Genomic DNA, 18,720 nt, shown 5'->3' with positions numbered 1-18,720 from the left:
CTATCATTAATAAACTAATTTAAAGAATATGGCTGGAGGAAAACAAACACCTAGACAGAAGATGATAAACCTAATGTACTTGGTTTTTATCGCGATGTTAGCACTTAATATGTCCAAAGAAGTTTTATCAGCTTTTGGATTAATGAATGAAAAATTTGAAGGATCAAATATATCTGCTGAGCAATCTAATAACCAAATGTTGATGGGGTTAGATGCTAAAGCTGCTGAGGCAGGAGGAGAATTTAATGCAGCTTCAGTTACCGCTCATAAGGTGGAAGGAATTACAAAAACATTTTACGCATATATTGGAGGTTTAAAATCTGAGGTGGTTGCTGGAATTGAAGTTGATCCTGAAACTGGTAAACTTCCTTATGAGGAAATGGACAAGGCAGATAACTTAGATAATGCTTGGTTTAATTCTTCGGGATATTCTCAAAAAGGGCAAGAAGTTATTAGTACTGTCGAAAAGTATAAAGCAGATATGAAAGCTGCTTTAGGTGATAACAAGAAATTAGCACCTATCGTATCTGAAATTACTACAAAGTTTGATTTAACAGATGTTAAAAATAAAGACGGAATCAATATTCCTTATTTAGATTATCATTTCAAAGGATTTCCTGCTGTTGCTTCATTAGCAAAATTATCAGCATGGCAAAATGATGTTAAGAAAACAGAAACGGATATCTATAATACTTTACTAGGGAAAGCGGCTGTAGCTGCTGCATCTTACAGTAATTATGAAGCTATCGTAGTTTTAAATAAAAATGCTTATTTTCAAGGGGAGCAAGTTACAGGGAAGGTTGTTTTAGGACGTTATGATGCTAACACAACACCAACTTCTTTCTCGGGTCCTGGTAAAATTATTAATGGTCAAGCCGTAATTGGTATGACTGCTGGTAATGTAGGTGAGCAAAGTTTTAATGGAAAGTTTACATTTCTAGAAGATGGTAAAACAATTCCATTGCCTTTTACTGGAAAGTATGTGGTTGTTCCTAGACCTAATTCAGCTACTATTTCTGCTGATAAAATGAATGTTGTTTATAGAGGTGTTCAAAACCCAATGACAATTTCCTTTGCAGGTATCGCAGATAATCAAGTTAATGCTTCGGCACCTGGTTTGTCTAAGGTAGGAAATGGAAGATACGTTATGACTCCTGGTGGTGGATCAGAAGTTGTAATCAACGTTTCAGGAAAAATGAGCGATGGTAAAGTAGCTTCAGATAGAAAAGTATTTAGAATTAAAGGAATCCCTGGTCCAACAGGTACAATTAGAGGAGAAACAGGTATTGTAAAAGGTCCTAAATCGAATTTAGAAATTGCAACAATTGGAGCCAAATTAGAAGATTTTGATTTTGAAGTAGGTTTAGATGTTGTTGGATTTAATTTAAAAATATCAGGTCAAGCTACCGTTGTAGTTTCTGGTAATAGATTAAATGCACAATGTAAAGCTGTCCTGTCAAAAGCAGGTAGAGGTGACCAAGTTACCATTTCAGAGATTAGAACTAAATTAGTGGGTGCTGGTAGTTATTTATTACCTAGAACTGCTCCAGTAATTTTTGAAATACAATAATACCAATTGCTAATATAGCAGTCAATATTTTATATTATACCATGATGAATTTAAGAAATTTTTTAATTGTTGTTATTTCTGTTGGTGGAAGTTTTGCTTCTTCTGCACAATCTAATTTGCTTAACGCAAAAACACCTGAGGAAATAGGCCTTAAAAGTGCAGCGCAACTTATTGCGGACAATGATAAGCCTTTGTCGTATGGTTACGTTCACGATAGGGATATCTTGATGGGGAAAACGGTATGGGAGGTTATTGATTTGAATGAAAAAATCAATTTTCCTTTATATTTTCCTATCGATGCAGCTAATATAGGACCTGATAGAAGATCTTTGTATGATGTTTTAACAGCAGCAATTAGAAGTGGAGAAATTACTGAGGTGTATTCTGATAGTTATTTTAATACTAAAAAATCTTACAATGATATCGAATCATCTTTAAGTAGAGTGGATACCACTGATGTAGGTAGAGAACAAGTTAATGCTGGACAAAGAGTATCTGAAGAGTATATCTTAAGGTCAGATTTGACAGCTCAAGATGTTGCTAAATATTACATCAAGGGATACTGGTATTTTGACAAGAGACAAAGCGAAATGAAATATCGTTTACTTGGAATTTGTCCAATCACTCCAGATGTGTATTCTATGAATAGTGAGCAAAAAGATTATATTGAGTTATTCTGGATTTTCTTTCCATCAGCTAGAGAGGTGTTGCATAAAGCAAAGGCATTTAATGACAACAACTCTGCTATGCCTATTTCATTCGATCAAATCCTTAATTCACGACGTTTTAATAGTGTAATTTACAAGGAAGAAAACGTTTATGGAGATAGAGCGATTGATGATTACATGAAAGATAATTCACAAAATCAATTGTTAGAATCTATGCGTATCAAAGAAAAGATTCGTGATTTTGAATCAGATATGTGGAACTACTAATTACAATTATTACCTATAAAAAGAAGACTCTTATCGCAACGTTAAGAGTCTTTTTTATTAGCATAGTATACTAAATTTATTTTATTACCTTATGGTTGATTACATAATTGTAGGCTGCGGACTTGCAGGGATTTCATTTGCTGAACAAGCTTTAAACAATGATAAAACGATTGCAGTCTTTGATAATGATTCTCAAAAATCATCACTAATTGCAGGTGGCTTATATAACCCAGTTATTTTAAAAAGGTTTAGTGAGGTTTGGAAGGCCGAAGAGCAGCTAGTCGAAATGAAAGAATTTTACAAAAAGCTGGAGGCAAAGTTAGCTTCGCAATTTGATTTTCCTAAGCCTATACTGCGTAAGTTTTTTTCGATTGAAGAACAGAATAATTGGTTTGCTGCTTCTGATAAAAAGGGATTAGCGCCTTTTTTATCTCCTGTTCTTATTACTAAAAAATATTCAGGTATAACGTCGGCTTATAATTATGGTGAAGTTTTACACACTGGTTATGTGGATACTGAGCTATTGCTATTTTCGTATCGTAAGTATTTAGAATCTATTAATAGTATCAGGTATGAATCATTTGACTATGGTGCTTTACTATTGGAGTCTGATACGATCTCTTACAAAGGTATAGTAGCGAAGCACATCGTGTTTGCAGAGGGATTTGGTATTCATCAAAATCCTTTCTTTGGTTATTTACCTGTAGACGGTACAAAAGGGGAATTGTTTATTATTGAATCTGACGAACTTGATTTAAACGTTATACTCAATACAAGCGTTTTTATCTTACCACTAGGATGGAATCGCTACAAAGTAGGTGCAACGTACAACTGGAAAGATAAGACAGATTTGCCTACCGAAGAAGGTAAGCAAGAATTGCTTGAGCGTATTAGAGAAATAATCGATTGCGATTTTAAAATCGTAGCGCATTTTGCAGGCGTCAGACCTACTGTTTACGATCGTCGCCCGTTAATAGGCACTCATTTTGATTACAATAATATGCATGTCTTAAACGGCCTAGGAACTCGTGGAGTTATGCTTGGTCCTGCTATGGCAAAAGAACTATTCGACAAAATAGAAAATGGTAAAATAATTGATAAAGAGATTAACATCAATCGTGTTAAACCTAAAAATTATAGATACTAATTATTTTTTCTCTTTAAAATTAGGGTCGTAAGAAACAAACATATTTATGTAGATGTTTCGAGCCAATCGCAATACAAATGGAAACGAAACAATTAAAGCTACTATAATACTTATAAACGCTGTTTTTAATGTAGACCCTATAAATAAAAACGAGATTATAAAAGCAGCAACTCCTACTGCTACATTTAAGCCGTAACTTACATACATGGCACCGTAAAAAAACGATGGTTCGATTTGATAATGTAAACCACAATGACTGCAGTTTTCATTCATTTTCAAAACTTTCGTTAGATGTAAAGGATTTTTGTCTTCATACATGCTCTCATTTTGACATTTCGGACAAGTTCCTGTTAAAATACTATTTAGTTTGGATCCTTTTTTTAACATTTGCATAAATTTTTAACAAAGGTACAATTTTAGGATTGCTGCCTAAGTAACTTTAGTCACAAAATATGCTTAATATACACAATTTATCCGTTTCGTTCGGAGGTACTTATTTATTTGAAGAAGTAACATTTCGTTTGGGAGCTGGGGATCGAGTTGGTCTAGTTGGAAAGAATGGTGCAGGAAAATCAACAATGCTAAAAATGCTAGCTGGAGATTTCAAACCAGATTCTGGAGTCATCTCTCAGGAAAAAGATGTTCGCATGGGATTCTTACGTCAAGACATCGATTTTGAGCAAGGTAGAACGGTATTAGAGGAAGCTTATGAAGCATTTGTTGATATAAAAATTGTAGAGAAAAAATTAGAAGAAATCAATCATCAATTAGTTACCCGTACTGATTATGAAAGTGAAGAATATTCTAAAATCATTGAAGATTTATCAGACTATACCCATCGTTTTGATTTATTAGGTGGATACAATTATGTAGGAGACACTGAAAAAATTCTACTTGGTTTAGGTTTTAAAAGAGATGTTTTCAATAACCAAACAGAAACCTTCTCTGGAGGTTGGAGGATGCGTATAGAGTTAGCAAAATTATTGTTACAAGCTAATGATGTATTACTACTCGATGAGCCTACCAATCACTTGGATATAGAGAGTATCATTTGGTTAGAGAGTTTTTTACGAAATTATATAGGAGTTGTGGTAATCGTATCACATGATAAAATGTTCCTTGATAATGTTACTAATAGAACAATCGAAATCTCCCTAGGTAAAGCATACGATTTCAATAAGCCGTATTCTCAATATTTAGAGTTGCGTCATGAAATTCGCGAAAAGCAATTGGCGACGCAAAAAAATCAAAGCAAGAAAATTGAAGAAACTGAAAAGTTAATTGAGAAATTCCGTGCTAAAGCCTCTAAGGCCTCAATGGCACAATCGCTAATCAAGAAATTAGATAAAGTAGAACGTATCGAAGTTGATGAAGACGATAACTCAGTAATGAATATCTCTTTTCCTGTTTCAAAAGAGCCTGGTAGAGTAGTGGTCGAAGCAGAGCACGTAACTAAAAGTTATGGTGATAAAACTATTTTAAAAGACATTAATTTGCTAGTAGAACGTGGAAGTAAAATCGCGTTTGTAGGTCAAAATGGTCAAGGAAAATCTACTTTTATAAAAGCGATCGTTGACGAATTTGAGTATCAAGGTACAATCAAGTTAGGACATAATGTACAGTTAGGTTACTTTGCACAAAATCAAGCAGAATATCTTGATGGCGAAATCACATTGTTGCAAACAATGGAGGATGCAGCCGCAGATACTAATAGAATGAAAGTGCGTGACATGCTAGGGTCATTCTTGTTTAGAGGTGATGATGTAGATAAAAAAGTAAAGGTCCTTTCAGGGGGAGAGCGTAATCGTCTTGCTCTTTGTAAATTGCTGTTGCAACCTATCAACGTTTTATTGATGGATGAGCCTACCAATCACTTGGATATTAAATCTAAGAATGTATTGAAAGCGGCCCTGCAAAAATTTGGAGGAACCCTACTTCTAGTATCTCACGATAGAGATTTTTTACAAGGTATGTCTAATTTAGTGTACGAATTTAAAGACCAAAAAATAAAAGAATATTTAGGGGATATCAATTATTTCTTAGAACAGCGCAACCTTGAAAACATGCGTGAGGTTGAGAAAAAAGATGCCGAAAAAGCAATTGCTCCTAAGGAAAGTAACAAAGCATCTTATGAAGACCAGAAGAAAAATAAAGCGCTTAATAATAAGTTAAGTAAAATTGAAAGTCAGATAAAGCAGCTTGAAAGAGACATACAGCATGACGACAAAATGCTAGCGACTAACTACGACAAGCACGTTGAGGATGCTAAATTTTTTACCGCTTATAACAAGAAAAAAGCCGATTTAGAGCAACTGCTATTGGATTGGGAAATCGTTCAAGAGGAGATTGATAATGCGTAGCTAATCCAGCTATTCGTTTCAATCTTTACATAAACAATCTTTTTTTACTTCACTCTTCAAGGAGCTTCTTACAGTCGCTCTTTAAGAGTGGTAAAAAGAGATTTTTTTATGCAAAGGATTTTCACTGCTATCTGGGCTATTAACTTATTTAATAAGACCTATTTTCTTAGAATGTGCAATTGCGGTAGCACTAGATTCAAAATAGCAGACAGACACGTTCAAGGATGCAATATTTTCTAACGAATCGATAACTTTTTTCTTTTTCTTTTTACCGGTTTGTCTAATATATATTGCTTTTACAGTTAAAGGGAAAATCTTACTGATTGATTCATATAAATACGTGTCGTGTTGTGAATCATCTCCTAGAAGGACATATTCTAAGTCGGGATAAAATTCAAGGATGTGTTTAATCTTTTCAAATTTATGATTGTGTTCTCCTCTTCCAGACCATAAAAAATTGCTGAGACTAGTTTTGATGTCTTTTAATAATAATACCGCTTTAGGTAGATTATGGATTTCAGTAAACTTCACTAAAAACCGATACAAATTCCATTCACTACTCGATACATAAAAAAAAGCATTCTTCTCAGAACTGTTGGTGCGCCCAGCCTCACTTAGTGCTTGATAATGTGCGGTAACATCTGCAAAAATTTTTCTCGAATTTACATTTCTAAACAAAAGATGGTACAGCTTTTTTAAAGGATTCAAGGTGTAAGAAACTAAAAAAGTATCATCTATGTCTGAGATGATTCCTATATCACCTTTATAGGGTTTAATATAGCTCGCAGTACTTACAATTCTCTCATTATTATAAATGATACTAACCTCATAGTCCATCCAGCCATAATTTGAGGATGATTCGATGGGAATACAAAATTTAAAATAGCCGTCGTGTAAAGTCTTCGTGTGTATTTCGGTACCCTTGTAATTTAAGTACACACTAGCATTAGCGTCAGTTTTAATGCGGTACATGTTGATTACTGAACCAGCATTTTTAAAATTAGTAGAAAGAAAATCATAATCTTTCATGTTTGTCGGCTTAAAAACATGTCCCATTACAATTAACTCCTGCTCATTTGCGTAACCGCGATATAATTTTAAAATAGGTTTCATTTTATTTAATACTTTTGACAAAAGCGAAATTTAATTATTAAAAACCACTTAACGAAGCAAATGGTGAAAAAGAATGTCTTGTTAATCGTGAACCCTATTTCTGGTGGTGTAGAGAAATCTGAAATTATAGAAACAGCCACAGATTTTGTAAACGGCTTGCAAAAGAATTTAGTATTATATGAAACGTCTGGCAATAATGATATTTTAAAAATTCAAGATTTATATGCTAAGTTTGATCCTGAGCGTGTACTAATTGCGGGCGGCGATGGCACAATAAAATTAGTAGCAGAAGCACTAGAAGAGGAAGATGTAATTTTTGGAATCTTACCAGCAGGTTCAGCAAATGGCTTAGCTACAGATTTGGGTTTGCCTAATGCTATTCAGGAGTGCTTGATAATATCATTTCGTGAGAAGCATCTTGCTATCGATATGATTATGATCAATGGTAAAAAAAGCTTACACCTTAGTGACTTGGGATTAAATGCTGACCTAATAAAGAATTATGAGAATAGCTCCGTAAGAGGTAAGTTAGGCTATGCCTTGCAAGCTGTCACTACATTAGTGGAGAAAGAAGCTCCTTTTATAGCTACAATCGAAGTTAACGATACTACAATTGAGTGCGAGGCTCAAATGATTGTCATAGCAAATTCAAAAAAGTACGGTACGGGTGTTGTGATAAACCCAACTGGATTGATGGATGATGGAAAATTCGAACTAATTATTTTGAAGAATTTAGATCTTATGGTTTTTGGAAAAATCATTACTGGGAACATGCCTATAGAAGCAGAAGATGTTGAAATTATTACAACTGATAAGGCAATGATAACTACAAATCGGCCGGTGAGTTTTCAAATTGATGGAGAATATTGTGGTACACAATCTAATTTAAGTATTGCCCTGGCGGCTGCTAAAATGAAAGTTGCTATTCCTTAAATGGATTACGCACTTGCCAATCTGATTTTGGTTCAAAGTATCGGAAGAATCGGCCTATAAAAAGATTTAGCAGTGGGTTACTGTGTTTCATCATTCCGTAGGTATCGACAGCGGTAGCCCCTACTGAACTTTTTATTTCTAAAGCCGTGCGTGCAAAAATGATTCTCTTATATTTTTTATTAATCGAATAGGCTATCATGTCATACAACATATTCAAATACAACATTTTTTCTTTTTGAAATTCCTGGTCGTAGCCTAAAAAATAAGTATCAATATCAGATCCGTTTTTTATTAACGTATTGAATCCAATTAGTTTGTCGTCAATAAAGTAACCATAAAACAAGAAATTATCCTTGAGTGTTTTTTTGAATATTTCAAAATGATTTTCACTCAAGTAGAACGTATTAAAAGGGGCATTTCTAGCTACATTCAAGTATAATTCGTGAATGCGCTCTGTATCACTTTCGATTTCATCTAAGGATAACTTTCTCTTTGATACAGCCTCTGCTTTTTTCCTGCTTCTTTTGTATTGATCTCGGTATTTTTTACTCAAGCTAGCCAGGTAATCATCAAAGCTATTCCAGTTATCTGAAATTTTGAAAATCATATTGGGTTGTGTAGTGAAAGTAAAATAGGATTTAAAGATTTTCTTGTCAAACAAAGAAACGGCTTCTTTAGAGTAGTCTTTAAAAATTATTAGCTGTGGCTTTAAGTTTCTTTTAGCTAATAACAATTGAATAGTATTTGTAGCATCTTTTAAAACGACAAAAGCAGTGGCTTTATCTAATTCTTTACTAAAGCTGTAGCCATTTTGACCGGTGAGCATGTTATTACCTATAACTAATACTCTCGAACTAATGTTTTGAAAGACATAACTACGAATATAAGTTTTAAAACGATGATCTCTTTCTCCAAAGGATGCAATCGCACTTAGATCCAAGAATTGAGAAACGGCAACTCCTACTAAGTCATCTTTGTTAAAAATACCTATAAAGTGGAATATCATGTTTATAGGTCCAGAATTTTCTAATACTGAAAGGTAGGATTGCGATAAAAATATGTTGTTACCGGCTAAAGCATCCCAATTAGCAGGGAGCTCAGATACAGCAGAATAAATTTTAAAAGTGTAAATAGCCGTTGAAATTAAATTAATTTTTGATGGGGCAAAAATACTATATAAACTCAGAATAGCAATTAAGCGTTACGATTTTATATACAGCAATCCAGAGATTATAAGCGATTCATTCGTGAAAAATCGGTCAAAATTTGCAGCGATATTCAAGCAGTAGGAATATAGTCTTATTATGAAACAGTTTAAAACAGGTTAATAATATCTTCTACTTTTTAAAATCAATCGTTTTTTAGTTAACTATTCACTAACTGCAATCAGAGTTGTTAATTGCTTCTTAATATTTCGTAGGAAATATACTCATTTAAATTATTAAATAGTGTAGTTCGTCGATTATTTTTGTCGATAAACTAAATCTGCTGTACTTTTATGTTAATATTAAGATCAAATACTTCTGCTATGAAAAATATAATCACACTTTTACTAACGGTTTTTGCTACATTTTCAATGGTAGCAGAGGTGTCTCCATCAGATAAAACGGTTTTGTTGAATTTATATTCGGCTACAAATGGAGAAAACTGGACAAACAAATGGGATCTTAATGCTCCAGTAGCTACTTGGTATGGTGTTAAGCTAATAGGCGATAAAGTTGTTTCATTGAATTTGTCTTCAAATAATCTTGTGGGCGAACTTCCAGCAGATTTAGCCTCTTTAACAGATCTTCAAATTTTGAACTTGCATAGAAACGGTCTTAAAGGTAGTATTCCAACTACTGTTGGGAATTTAAAAAATTTAAGAACATTAGATTTATCATTTAATAAATTAGTAGGTGCAATTCCAGCAGCCATTTGCGAAATGGAAAATTTAAGAAATTTACAATTATACATGAATAATTTATCTGGTGAATTACCGTCGCAAATTGGAAATTTAACTAGATTGGAAGTATTTGTAGCGTTTAATAATCAGTTAGAAGGTCAATTACCAACATCACTGTACAGACTAGCTTCTTTAAAAAAATTACTATTAAATAGTAACAAGCTTTCAGGGAGATTAAGTATGGATATCGCCAACTTAACTAAATTAGAAAATTTAAGTCTTTTCGAAAATAAATTACAAGGTCAAGTTCCATTTGACATTGAGAAACTAAATAACTTGAAAGAAATGAACATCTCTTTTAATCAATTTAGCGGATTGACATCAAGTAGGTTAGCGGTTTTAGATACGCTACACATGACAATGATTAACGATAAAGGCGTTGCAATGACTTTAAATGTTGCAATGGAAGTAGAGAGACCTTTGGTTTCTGAAGATTAGTTTTGGTTAACTTTTTTTGGTTTTTTAATTATTTAAGTAGTTGTTTTAAATTAATTTTTTTAATCAAACCCATGTTTTCGTTTCATGGGTTTTTTTATGCTTAAAAATTAAAATAGTATTGCATCTAGTACGCTGCTGTTTTAAAACTATATTTTTAAATTCTATTTGTTGTTTTTTCACAATTACTACGGGGTAATTCCTTTTTAAAAGCAAATTCTTTGTGATTTAATGGTAATATAACAAGATGTTTTCTTAATCATTTTGTGGTGGCTATTAGCTATTAGTAGGATGCAATTTTGTCGTTAATGATTCTTTGTTACTTTTAAATAGCTTGCCTATAATTATTTAGTATTAATTTCAAGGATATTAAATCATATTTGTATCTTGTTCTATTAAAATAGGGTAGCGCAATTATTTGCGTATTCTGCGCGCTAACCTTACATAATCCCGTATCCATATTATTAGAAAAAAAATTTATTATGAAAAAATCTTTGACACTTGTAGTTGCTATTTTAGCTATCACGGCATGCTCAAAAAAAAACCATGAACAAAAATCAGTTGCAATAACAGGAATTGATTCTACTTTAAGGCCTGGTAACGATTTTTTTAAATATGTAAACGGGAAATGGTACGATTCTGTAGCAATTCCTGCTTCACAATTTGGAGTTGGTGCTTATATGTTTATGAATTACCCCCAGAGAATGCGCTTGCAAGGGATTTTAGATAGTATTTCTCGAAGTGAGAATTCGTCGGGGAGTGTGGCAGAAAAGGTGGGTAACTTTTATGCTGCAGGTATGGATACTGTGACAATAGAAAAACGCGGATTTACACCTATTAAGCCATTACTTGTTCAAATTGATGCTATAAAAGATTTGCCCTCATTGATGAATTTTGTTGGTAAGCAGGTAACGGTGGATAACCCTACAATGATAGGTTTTGGTGTTTCCTCTGACGAGAAAAATAGTACTATGAATAGTGCACAACTTTATCAAACGGGACTAGGATTACCAGATAGAGATTATTATTTCAAATCAGATGCGTCAACAATTGCTATACAACAAGCTTATAAAAAGTATCTATCTACATTGTTTGAACTAACGGGCAGTAGCTCTCAAGAAGCGAAACAAAATGCAGAGGTAGTATTTAGCATCGATAAACAACTTGCTACTGCACATAAAACAAAAGTTGCTCTTCGGGATGTACAGGCTAATTATAATAAAATAGCTGTAGTGGATTTAGTTAAAAGACATCCAAACATAGATTGGACCGCATTCTTAAATAATGTAGGAGCAAAAACAGATTCAATCAACGTTGGTCAACCTCAATATTATGATGCTTTAGATAAATTGTTGAAGAAAACATCAATTACTAATTGGAAAACTTATTTAAAAGCAAATTCTTTAGAAAGATATGCTGATGATTTGAGCAAAGCTTTTGTGGATGCTTCCTTTGAGTACACCAAAGTGCTGTCGGGTCAAGCAGTTCAAAAAACGCGTGGCGAAAAAATGGCAAACGTCGTCGATGGTTATTTAGGTGAAGCATTGGGGGAATTATATGTAAAGAAATACTTTTCAAGGGAGGCTAAAAATCGCATGTTAACTTTGGTTAATAATGTACAAAAGGCCTACGCTAAGAGAATTGACAATTTAGAATGGATGAGTCCAGTAACAAAACAAAAAGCTAAAGAAAAGCTATTTGCTATCACTAAAAAAATTGGTTATCCTGATAAATGGAGAGACTACAGTAATGTGAGCGTGGCTAGAGATACTTATTTTGAAAATATGGTTTCTGCTGCCACAGCTGCTTATCAATTTCAATTGAATAAATTAGGTAAAAGAGTCGATAAATCAGAGTGGTATACTACAACTCCAACAGTTACTGCGTATAATAATCCTACTGCAAACGAAATCGTTTTTCCAGCAGGTATTTTACAACCGCCTTACTTTGATAATAATGCAGATGATGCTTTGAACTATGGAGGTATCGGAATGGTTATAGGTCACGAAATAACCCATACGTTTGATGATCAAGGCGCTCAATATGACAAATATGGTAATTTGAAAAACTGGTGGACAAAAGAAGATTATGCACAGTTTAAAGCGAGAATACAGCAAGTTACTGATGAATATAGTACGTTTACTGTTCTAGGAGATGTGCACGTTAATGGTGCGTTAACCGTAGGAGAAAATACCGCTGATATTGCTGGTATTGCAGTTGCTTATGATGCCTTCAAGATGACGGAGGAAGGAAAAGGAAATACTAAAATTGATGGCTTTACGCCAGATCAGCGTTTCTTTATCTCTCTTGCAAAAATATGGAGAGTAAAAATGAAAGACGAATACCTACGTTTATGGATAAATAATAACCCACATTCTCCACCAAACTGGCGTGTTAATGGGCCGCTAATGAATACAACTCCTTTTTACAATGCTTTTAATGTTAAGGAAGGCGATAAAATGTTTTTACCCCAAAAAGATAGAATAACGATTTGGTAATTTATACACATTAGTACGTTTTAATTAAACGCTGCGCAAATGTAATTATATACGTTGCGCAGTTTTTGTTTGCTATAAATTGTAACTTTTGATAAGGTTTATAATTTACATTTATAGCACAAAAAAAAAGCCTCAGATTTCTCTGAAGCTTTTCTAGTAGCGGGAACAGGACTCGAACCTGTGACCTTCGGGTTATGAGCCCGACGAGCTGCCTACTGCTCTATCCCGCGATGTGCGTTTTGTAATCTCAATAAGGCTACTTAGTAGCGGGAACAGGACTCGAACCTGTGACCTTCGGGTTATGAGCCCGACGAGCTGCCTACTGCTCTATCCCGCGTTGTTTCGGGTGCAAAGATACAACGAAATTCGGCATTTGCAACAAAAATTTAAAAAAATGTTTTATTTTATCTATTGAGTTGATATAACTACCTTTGCAAAATAAATAGTATATTAAATGTCACATAAAGCAGGTTTTGTAAATATTATAGGGAATCCTAATGTTGGGAAATCAACATTAATGAATGCCTTTGTTGGAGAACGATTATCAATCATTACGTCCAAAGCACAAACAACACGTCACAGAATTCTTGGAATTGTAAATGGTGAGGATTTCCAAATGATCTTATCAGATACTCCAGGTATTATAAAACCGGCGTATGAAATGCAAGAATCGATGATGAATTTCGTAAAGTCAGCTTTTGAAGATGCTGATATTCTGATTTACATGGTCGAAATAGGGGAGCAGGATTTAAAAGATGAAGCTTTTTTTAATAAGATTATCCATTCTAAAATTCCGGTTCTATTATTATTGAATAAAATCGATAACTCTAATCAAGAACAATTAGAGCAGCAAGTGGCTTTCTGGGCAGAAAAAGTGCCTAATGCAGAGATCTACCCAATATCAGCGTTGAAGAACTTTAATGTGCCTGAGGTTTTTCAGCGTATCATTTCGCTTTTGCCTGAATCACCCGCATATTACCCAAAGGATCAATTAACAGACAAGCCAGAGCGTTTCTTTGTTAATGAGACTATTCGTGAAAAAATCCTATTGAATTACAGTAAAGAAATTCCATATGCAGTTGAAATCGTTACTGAGGAGTTTTTTGAGGATGAAAAAATAATTCGTATTCGTTCCCTAATAATGGTTGAACGCGAAACTCAAAAAGGAATTATCATAGGTCATAAGGGAGCTGCTCTTAAAAAAGTAGGTACTGAGGCTCGTGAGGATTTAGAGAAATTCTTTGGTAAACAAATTCACATAGAACTAGTTGTGAAAGTAAATAAAAACTGGAGAAGCAACGCCAACATGTTAAAACGTTTTGGCTACAATCAATAACATCTTCTGTTAACTATTTAGTTATCTTAATAAAACAGCATTCAAGCTTAAATTGAATGCTGTTTTTTTATGGTCTGAACTATTATAGTAATAGGGTGTTGTGCCAAGGAAGTAATGATTGTGCAAAAAAGTATTTGGACGTAACCCGCACCGATAGCTATCGGGGTCGGGCTATTCGTTTCAATCTTTTTAAAGCTTAAAAAACAGCCTTAAAAAAGGATTTTCACTGCTATCCCTTACACAAAACCGCAATAGATTTTAATTTTAGGAATCATGAAGCGATGATTTTTTCGAATAAAACTTCCAACTCTTTCATTTGATTGTTCCCGTTATGTCTTATTTGGCGAGCGACAAAATATAATAAAAACCAAGCAACAAACATTAATGAAAGCACTAGTAAATCTGTGGTGAGTGCGTTTTTCAACACGTAATCAGAATAAAGTATTCCTAGGAAGATTAAAAAAACACCTGCTACTATAAAATGTAGAAACATAAAAAAACTCCACAACACAGGATCAGGGCCAAACAAACCTCGAATATGGGTCTGGTTTTTAGTAGGGGTTTGTAATTCTAAGTGAAGGTGAGGAGAATGATATTTTTTTTGTACTCCTATAATATGTAACCACACATGATTTCCGCTAACTTTAATGTGGTAGTTATCGTCTTTAATTTGTGCAAAATGCTTGAATTTAGCCAATAATAAATCCGTTTTTTCGGGTACGTCTTTATAAAAACGAAGCAGTAATCTTATTTCATTATCGACTTCCATAAGTACCATTTTTTAGAGTTAAATATGAGTGAAAGTGCTAATATATCAAAAATATTGATATTCATGCTTTTTGCACTACCTTTGCCAAATATTTCAAATTAGAATTATGAATAACATTGTTGCGATAGTAGGAAGACCTAATGTGGGGAAATCAACCCTTTTCAATAGGCTGATACAAAGAAGAGAAGCGATCGTTGATTCGGTTTCTGGAGTTACCAGAGATAGAAACTACGGTAAAAGCGAGTGGAACGGAAAAGAGTTTTCTGTGATTGATACCGGTGGATACATCCGTGGATCTGATGACGTTTTTGAAGGAGAGATCCGTAAGCAAGTCGAACTTGCGATTGATGAGGCTGATGTAATCATTTTTGTCGTTGATGTAGAAGAAGGAATTACCCCTATGGATGATACTGTGGCTAAGTTGTTACGTAAGGTAACTAAGCCAGTACTTCTTGCTGTGAATAAAGTAGATAACGCTATGCGTGAGAAAGATGCAGTGGAGTTTTACAACCTTGGTTTAGGGGAGTACTATACTTTTGCAAGTATTTCAGGAAGTGGAACGGGAGATTTATTAGACGCTTTAATTACTGCTTTCCCAGAGAAACCAGTTGTAGAAGAAGTTTCTGATTTGCCACGTTTTGCAGTTGTAGGGCGTCCTAATGCTGGAAAATCAAGTTTTATCAATGCATTAATTGGTAAAGATCGTTATATAGTAACTGATATTGCGGGTACTACTCGTGATTCTATCGATACAAAATTTGACCGTTTTGGTTTCGAATTTAACTTAGTGGATACTGCGGGAATTCGTCGTAAAGCTAAGGTAAAGGAAGATTTAGAGTTTTACTCGGTAATGCGTTCTGTGCGTGCTATTGAACATGCTGATATTTGTATCTTGATTATTGATGCAACTCGTGGATTTGAAGGGCAAGATCAAAGTATATTTTGGTTAGCTGAAAAAAACCGTAAAGGAGTTGTAATCTTAGTAAACAAATGGGATTTAGTCGAAAAAGAGACGATGTCTACTAGAGATTACGAAGAGAAAATTAGACAAGAATTAATGCCATTTACTGATGTGCCTATTCTTTTTGTATCTGCTTTGACAAAACAACGTTTGTTAAAAGCTCTAGAAGCTACGGTAAAAGTATACGAAAGTAGACAACAACGTATTGCAACTTCAAAATTCAACGAATACATGTTGAAAGTGATTGAAGCCTACCCGCCGCCAGCTACTAAAGGGAAGTATGTGAAAATTAAATATTGTATGCAGTTGCCTACGCCAACACCTCAGTTTGTGTTTTTTGCTAACATGCCACAATATGTAAAAGAACCGTACAAGCGTTACCTTGAAAATAAAATTAGAGACAACTGGGATTTCTCAGGAGTTCCGATAGATATTTATATTAGAGAAAAATAAAAGTGAAAAATCCCGATGTGAATCGGGATTTTTTTAGTTAAAGCTGTTTTTAAAATAATGTGTTACTAGCTTTTATAAAATAGTTCTTATTTCAATTAGAGCGAAGTCGAAAACTATTTCTATTATCACATTTTATTTCATGTAAGATAAATAAGCTTGTTATGCTTCTATGGTGCGTGTTGTCTTTAGCTTTTCGCAAGATTCCCTATATGAGATAAGCGAATTTATTTTGATACTTGTGGTGCTTAAAAAAAAGCTGCTATACAGCAGCTTTTTTTAAAGTTTCAATTTGCTTACCAGCCTCCGCCAGATCCTCCACCAGAGAATCCACCTCCACCGAATCCGCCACCAAAACCACCGCCTCCGCCGCCAAATCCACCACCTGATGAACCTCCGCCGAAACCGCCACCTCCGCCGCCACGGCCAAGACTACTTAAAATAATAACGTCAAGTAAGCTAGGGCCGCCGCCACCGCGATTGCCTGAGTTTCCTCCGCCTTTATTTCTTGATGCTAGTGCTATTATGATTACGATAATAATTATAAGAGGTAGGAGCGGGAAATCGTTGCCTTCTGCAGCCTTTCTTTTGCCTTTGTATTTTCCTTTAAAAACATCAAAAAGCGCATCGGTGCCTTTGTCTAAACCGTTGTAATAACTACCAGCTCTAAATTCGGGCAAGATTATATTTCTAGTTATTTCCCCACCAATTCCTGCTGTTAAACGATCTTCGAGTCCGTACCCAGCTGAAATCCATATTTTTCTTTCCGCTTTTGCTAATAATATAAGCACACCATTATCGTCCTTTTGTGTGCCACCAACTCCCCATTCATGTCCCCATTTTGGAGTTAGAATTCCTATGTCTTCACCTTTTAAACTTTCGATAGTAATAATTACAATTTGAGTCGTCGTAGTATCAGCATACTGAATTAATTTTTGCTCTAGTTGTGCCTTTTCTGACGCACTAAGTACCTTAGCATAATCATATACGCTCGTTTGGAATTCCGGTTTGGGAGGAATTGTAAATTGTGCAAATCCTAAATTTGTAATAAAAAGACAAATTAGTATGTGCAAAAAGTACGTTGTATTCTTTTTTTGTAAAATCATATTATCCTTTAGATATTTCATTTGATAATTCATTTGTATCATCTTCAGACCAGGGAAAATGTTTTTTTAACTCTTCTCCAGCTCTTAAAATCCCATCTATTAAACCTTGCTTGAAATTCCCGTTTTTAAAATGAGCAACCATTATGTCTCTCGTGCTATCCCAGAAATCACTGGTAACAATATCGTTGATTCCTTGATCTCCACAAATAACAAATGTCTTATCGGCTACAGCCAGATAGATTAAAACACCATTTTTTAACTGTGTTTCATCCATTTTCAATTCGTTAAAAACTTCTAATGCGCGATCATAAGGATCTAACTGTGTTGTTTGTTCAAGATGGACTCTTATTTCTCCAGAAGTATTTGTCTCGGCGATACGTATCGCTTCAACAATTTCCTGTTCTTCTGCTTGCGTTAAAAAATCTTCTACTTTAGACATGAGTTACTTTTTATGTTACAATTAATTTAAAACAATAAACCATTAAGAAACAAGATTCATTATTTCTTAATAATCTAAATTTCTTAATGGTTTATTTTAAATCCTTTTTTGTTGAATTGTTTTAGAATTTTACTTCAACCGGTTTGTCGGCACCTTCAACTGCATTGAAATACGCTTTTTCTTGGAAACCAAACATTCCTGCAAAAAGGCTATTAGGGAAAGTCTTAATGTGCGTGTTATATGGTTTAACCGACTCGTTAAAACGAGTTCTTGATGTTAAAATTTGGTTTTCAGTACTAGCCAGCTCATCTTGTAATTTCAAGAAGTTCTGATTTGCCTTCAACTCAGGATATCTTTCTACAGAAACAAGTAAACGAGATAAAGAGCTACTAACACCAGATTGTGCTGAATTAAAGGCAGCCAATTGCTCAGGAGTAATATTTGTAGGATCGATAGTAACTTGAGTTGCTTTTGCACGTGCCTCAATAACTGCCGTTAAAGTGCTTTTTTCAAACTCAGCTGCACCTTTCACAGTGTTAACCAAGTTTCCTATTAAGTCATTACGTCTTTGATAAGCCGTTTGTACATCTCCCCAAGATTGCTCTACGTTTTGATTTAATTCTACAGCTGTATTGTTAATTCCTTTCACCCAGCTGTACATTCCTATGACAACTACGGCTAAAATAATCCATGGTAAAAACTTTTTCATGTGTGTGCTTTTTA

General features: G+C 34.2%; 16 protein-coding genes and 2 tRNA genes. 9 read left to right on the top strand and 9 right to left on the bottom strand.

Annotated elements, in window-relative coordinates; translation table 11 throughout:
• Nucleotides 1-28: 28 nt before the first annotated feature.
• The 3 genes from porM to HNQ00_RS05285 all read left to right on the top strand — a co-directional run bounded on the left by porM (nt 29) and on the right by HNQ00_RS05285 (nt 3,652).
• Nucleotides 29-1,570 (top strand): type IX secretion system motor protein PorM/GldM, encoded by a 1,542-nt coding sequence (gene porM / locus HNQ00_RS05295; protein ID WP_173837276.1) that lies wholly within the window; start codon nt 29-31, stop codon nt 1,568-1,570.
• A gap of 44 nt (nt 1,571-1,614) precedes the next feature.
• Nucleotides 1,615-2,505 (top strand): type IX secretion system ring subunit PorN/GldN, encoded by an 891-nt coding sequence (gene porN / locus HNQ00_RS05290; protein WP_173837408.1) that lies wholly within the window; start codon nt 1,615-1,617, stop codon nt 2,503-2,505.
• A 91-nt stretch (nt 2,506-2,596) separates the two neighbouring features.
• A complete protein-coding gene (locus HNQ00_RS05285) occupies nt 2,597-3,652 on the top strand; it encodes an NAD(P)/FAD-dependent oxidoreductase (RefSeq protein ID WP_173837275.1) in 1,056 nt (351 codons plus the stop codon).
• On the opposite strand, the gene HNQ00_RS05280 is transcribed toward HNQ00_RS05285, so the two are convergent.
• The gene (locus HNQ00_RS05280) at nt 3,653-4,039 is read right to left on the bottom strand and encodes a DUF983 domain-containing protein (RefSeq protein ID WP_173837274.1); all 387 of its coding nucleotides are present in this window, start codon (nt 4,037-4,039) and stop codon (nt 3,653-3,655) included.
• 65 nt (nt 4,040-4,104) lie between these two features.
• Here HNQ00_RS05280 and HNQ00_RS05275 point away from each other — a divergent pair, with 65 nt between their 5' ends.
• Nucleotides 4,105-6,012 carry an ABC transporter ATP-binding protein gene (locus tag HNQ00_RS05275; protein ID WP_173837273.1) on the top strand — a complete coding sequence of 636 codons (1,908 nt, stop codon included), beginning with the start codon at nt 4,105-4,107 and terminating at the stop codon, nt 6,010-6,012.
• 144 nt (nt 6,013-6,156) lie between these two features.
• Here HNQ00_RS05275 and HNQ00_RS05270 read toward each other — a convergent pair whose 3' ends face one another.
• Nucleotides 6,157-7,125, bottom strand: a complete 969-nt coding sequence (locus tag HNQ00_RS05270; RefSeq protein WP_173837407.1) for an App1 family protein — start codon at nt 7,123-7,125, stop codon at nt 6,157-6,159.
• 60 nt (nt 7,126-7,185) lie between these two features.
• Here HNQ00_RS05270 and HNQ00_RS05265 point away from each other — a divergent pair, with 60 nt between their 5' ends.
• On the top strand, nt 7,186-8,058 hold the full coding sequence (locus tag HNQ00_RS05265) for a diacylglycerol/lipid kinase family protein (RefSeq protein WP_217425250.1): 873 nt from the start codon (nt 7,186-7,188) through the stop codon (nt 8,056-8,058).
• Here HNQ00_RS05265 and HNQ00_RS05260 read toward each other — a convergent pair.
• Entirely contained in the window at nt 8,048-9,064 is a 1,017-nt protein-coding gene (locus HNQ00_RS05260) for a GNAT family N-acetyltransferase (protein WP_254598445.1), read from the bottom strand. The genes HNQ00_RS05265 and HNQ00_RS05260 overlap by 11 nt on opposite strands.
• A gap of 522 nt (nt 9,065-9,586) precedes the next feature.
• Here HNQ00_RS05260 and HNQ00_RS05255 point away from each other — a divergent pair.
• A complete protein-coding gene (locus tag HNQ00_RS05255) occupies nt 9,587-10,441 on the top strand; it encodes a leucine-rich repeat domain-containing protein (protein WP_173837272.1) in 855 nt (284 codons plus the stop codon).
• Between the two features lie 479 nt (nt 10,442-10,920).
• A complete protein-coding gene (locus HNQ00_RS05250) occupies nt 10,921-12,936 on the top strand; it encodes a M13 family metallopeptidase (RefSeq protein WP_173837271.1) in 2,016 nt (671 codons plus the stop codon).
• A gap of 157 nt (nt 12,937-13,093) precedes the next feature.
• On the opposite strand, the gene HNQ00_RS05245 is transcribed toward HNQ00_RS05250, so the two are convergent.
• A tRNA-Met gene (locus HNQ00_RS05245) sits at nt 13,094-13,166 on the bottom strand.
• A 34-nt stretch (nt 13,167-13,200) separates the two neighbouring features.
• A tRNA-Met gene (locus tag HNQ00_RS05240) sits at nt 13,201-13,273 on the bottom strand.
• Between the two features lie 117 nt (nt 13,274-13,390).
• On the opposite strand from HNQ00_RS05240, the gene era reads away from it, so the two are divergent.
• Nucleotides 13,391-14,272, top strand: a complete 882-nt coding sequence (gene era, locus HNQ00_RS05235; protein ID WP_173837270.1) for a GTPase Era — start codon at nt 13,391-13,393, stop codon at nt 14,270-14,272.
• A 271-nt stretch (nt 14,273-14,543) separates the two neighbouring features.
• Here era and HNQ00_RS05230 read toward each other — a convergent pair whose 3' ends face one another.
• A complete protein-coding gene (locus HNQ00_RS05230) occupies nt 14,544-15,041 on the bottom strand; it encodes a hypothetical protein (RefSeq protein WP_173837269.1) in 498 nt (165 codons plus the stop codon).
• Between the two features lie 106 nt (nt 15,042-15,147).
• Here HNQ00_RS05230 and der point away from each other — a divergent pair, with 106 nt between their 5' ends.
• Nucleotides 15,148-16,455, top strand: coding sequence for a ribosome biogenesis GTPase Der (gene der / locus HNQ00_RS05225; protein ID WP_026708974.1), 1,308 nt, complete (start codon nt 15,148-15,150; stop codon nt 16,453-16,455).
• 293 nt (nt 16,456-16,748) lie between these two features.
• Here der and HNQ00_RS05220 read toward each other — a convergent pair whose 3' ends face one another.
• The 3 genes from HNQ00_RS05220 to HNQ00_RS05210 form a co-directional block, all read right to left on the bottom strand.
• Nucleotides 16,749-17,579 carry a TPM domain-containing protein gene (locus HNQ00_RS05220; protein WP_371738867.1) on the bottom strand — a complete coding sequence of 277 codons (831 nt, stop codon included), beginning with the start codon at nt 17,577-17,579 and terminating at the stop codon, nt 16,749-16,751.
• Nucleotides 17,560-17,997: a TPM domain-containing protein gene (locus tag HNQ00_RS05215; protein WP_173837268.1), complete on the bottom strand. Its 438-nt coding sequence runs from the start codon at nt 17,995-17,997 to the stop codon at nt 17,560-17,562. Before HNQ00_RS05215 ends, HNQ00_RS05220 begins: the two co-directional genes overlap by 20 nt.
• Nucleotides 17,998-18,118: 121 nt before the next feature.
• On the bottom strand, nt 18,119-18,706 hold the full coding sequence (locus HNQ00_RS05210) for a LemA family protein (RefSeq protein ID WP_173837267.1): 588 nt from the start codon (nt 18,704-18,706) through the stop codon (nt 18,119-18,121).
• Nucleotides 18,707-18,720: the final 14 nt, after the last annotated feature.

The organism is Flavobacterium aeripolare, assembly GCF_013294025.1.
Taxonomy (GTDB): Bacteria; Bacteroidota; Bacteroidia; order Flavobacteriales; family Flavobacteriaceae; genus Flavobacterium.
The sequence above is the reverse complement of the archived record's forward strand: the minus strand, read 5'-3'. Positions and strand labels throughout refer to the sequence as shown.

Excerpts from the sequence above, each read along its gene's own strand:
- era (WP_173837270.1), top strand. The coding sequence starts at position 13,391 with ATGTCACATAAAGCAGGTTTTGTAAATATTATAGGGAATCCTAATGTT.
- HNQ00_RS05275 (WP_173837273.1), top strand. The coding sequence starts at position 4,105 with ATGCTTAATATACACAATTTATCCGTTTCGTTCGGAGGTACTTATTTA.
- HNQ00_RS05280 (WP_173837274.1), bottom strand. The coding sequence starts at position 4,039 with ATGTTAAAAAAAGGATCCAAACTAAATAGTATTTTAACAGGAACTTGT.
- HNQ00_RS05270 (WP_173837407.1), bottom strand. The coding sequence starts at position 7,125 with ATGAAACCTATTTTAAAATTATATCGCGGTTACGCAAATGAGCAGGAG.
- porM (WP_173837276.1), top strand. The coding sequence starts at position 29 with ATGGCTGGAGGAAAACAAACACCTAGACAGAAGATGATAAACCTAATG.
- HNQ00_RS05265 (WP_217425250.1), top strand. The coding sequence starts at position 7,186 with ATGGTGAAAAAGAATGTCTTGTTAATCGTGAACCCTATTTCTGGTGGT.
- HNQ00_RS05250 (WP_173837271.1), top strand. The coding sequence starts at position 10,921 with ATGAAAAAATCTTTGACACTTGTAGTTGCTATTTTAGCTATCACGGCA.
- HNQ00_RS05255 (WP_173837272.1), top strand. The coding sequence starts at position 9,587 with ATGAAAAATATAATCACACTTTTACTAACGGTTTTTGCTACATTTTCA.
- HNQ00_RS05285 (WP_173837275.1), top strand. The coding sequence starts at position 2,597 with ATGGTTGATTACATAATTGTAGGCTGCGGACTTGCAGGGATTTCATTT.
- HNQ00_RS05220 (WP_371738867.1), bottom strand. The coding sequence starts at position 17,579 with ATGAAATATCTAAAGGATAATATGATTTTACAAAAAAAGAATACAACG.
- HNQ00_RS05230 (WP_173837269.1), bottom strand. The coding sequence starts at position 15,041 with ATGGAAGTCGATAATGAAATAAGATTACTGCTTCGTTTTTATAAAGAC.
- HNQ00_RS05215 (WP_173837268.1), bottom strand. The coding sequence starts at position 17,997 with ATGTCTAAAGTAGAAGATTTTTTAACGCAAGCAGAAGAACAGGAAATT.
- HNQ00_RS05260 (WP_254598445.1), bottom strand. The coding sequence starts at position 9,064 with ATGATATTCCACTTTATAGGTATTTTTAACAAAGATGACTTAGTAGGA.
- HNQ00_RS05210 (WP_173837267.1), bottom strand. The coding sequence starts at position 18,706 with ATGAAAAAGTTTTTACCATGGATTATTTTAGCCGTAGTTGTCATAGGA.
- der (WP_026708974.1), top strand. The coding sequence starts at position 15,148 with ATGAATAACATTGTTGCGATAGTAGGAAGACCTAATGTGGGGAAATCA.
- porN (WP_173837408.1), top strand. The coding sequence starts at position 1,615 with ATGAATTTAAGAAATTTTTTAATTGTTGTTATTTCTGTTGGTGGAAGT.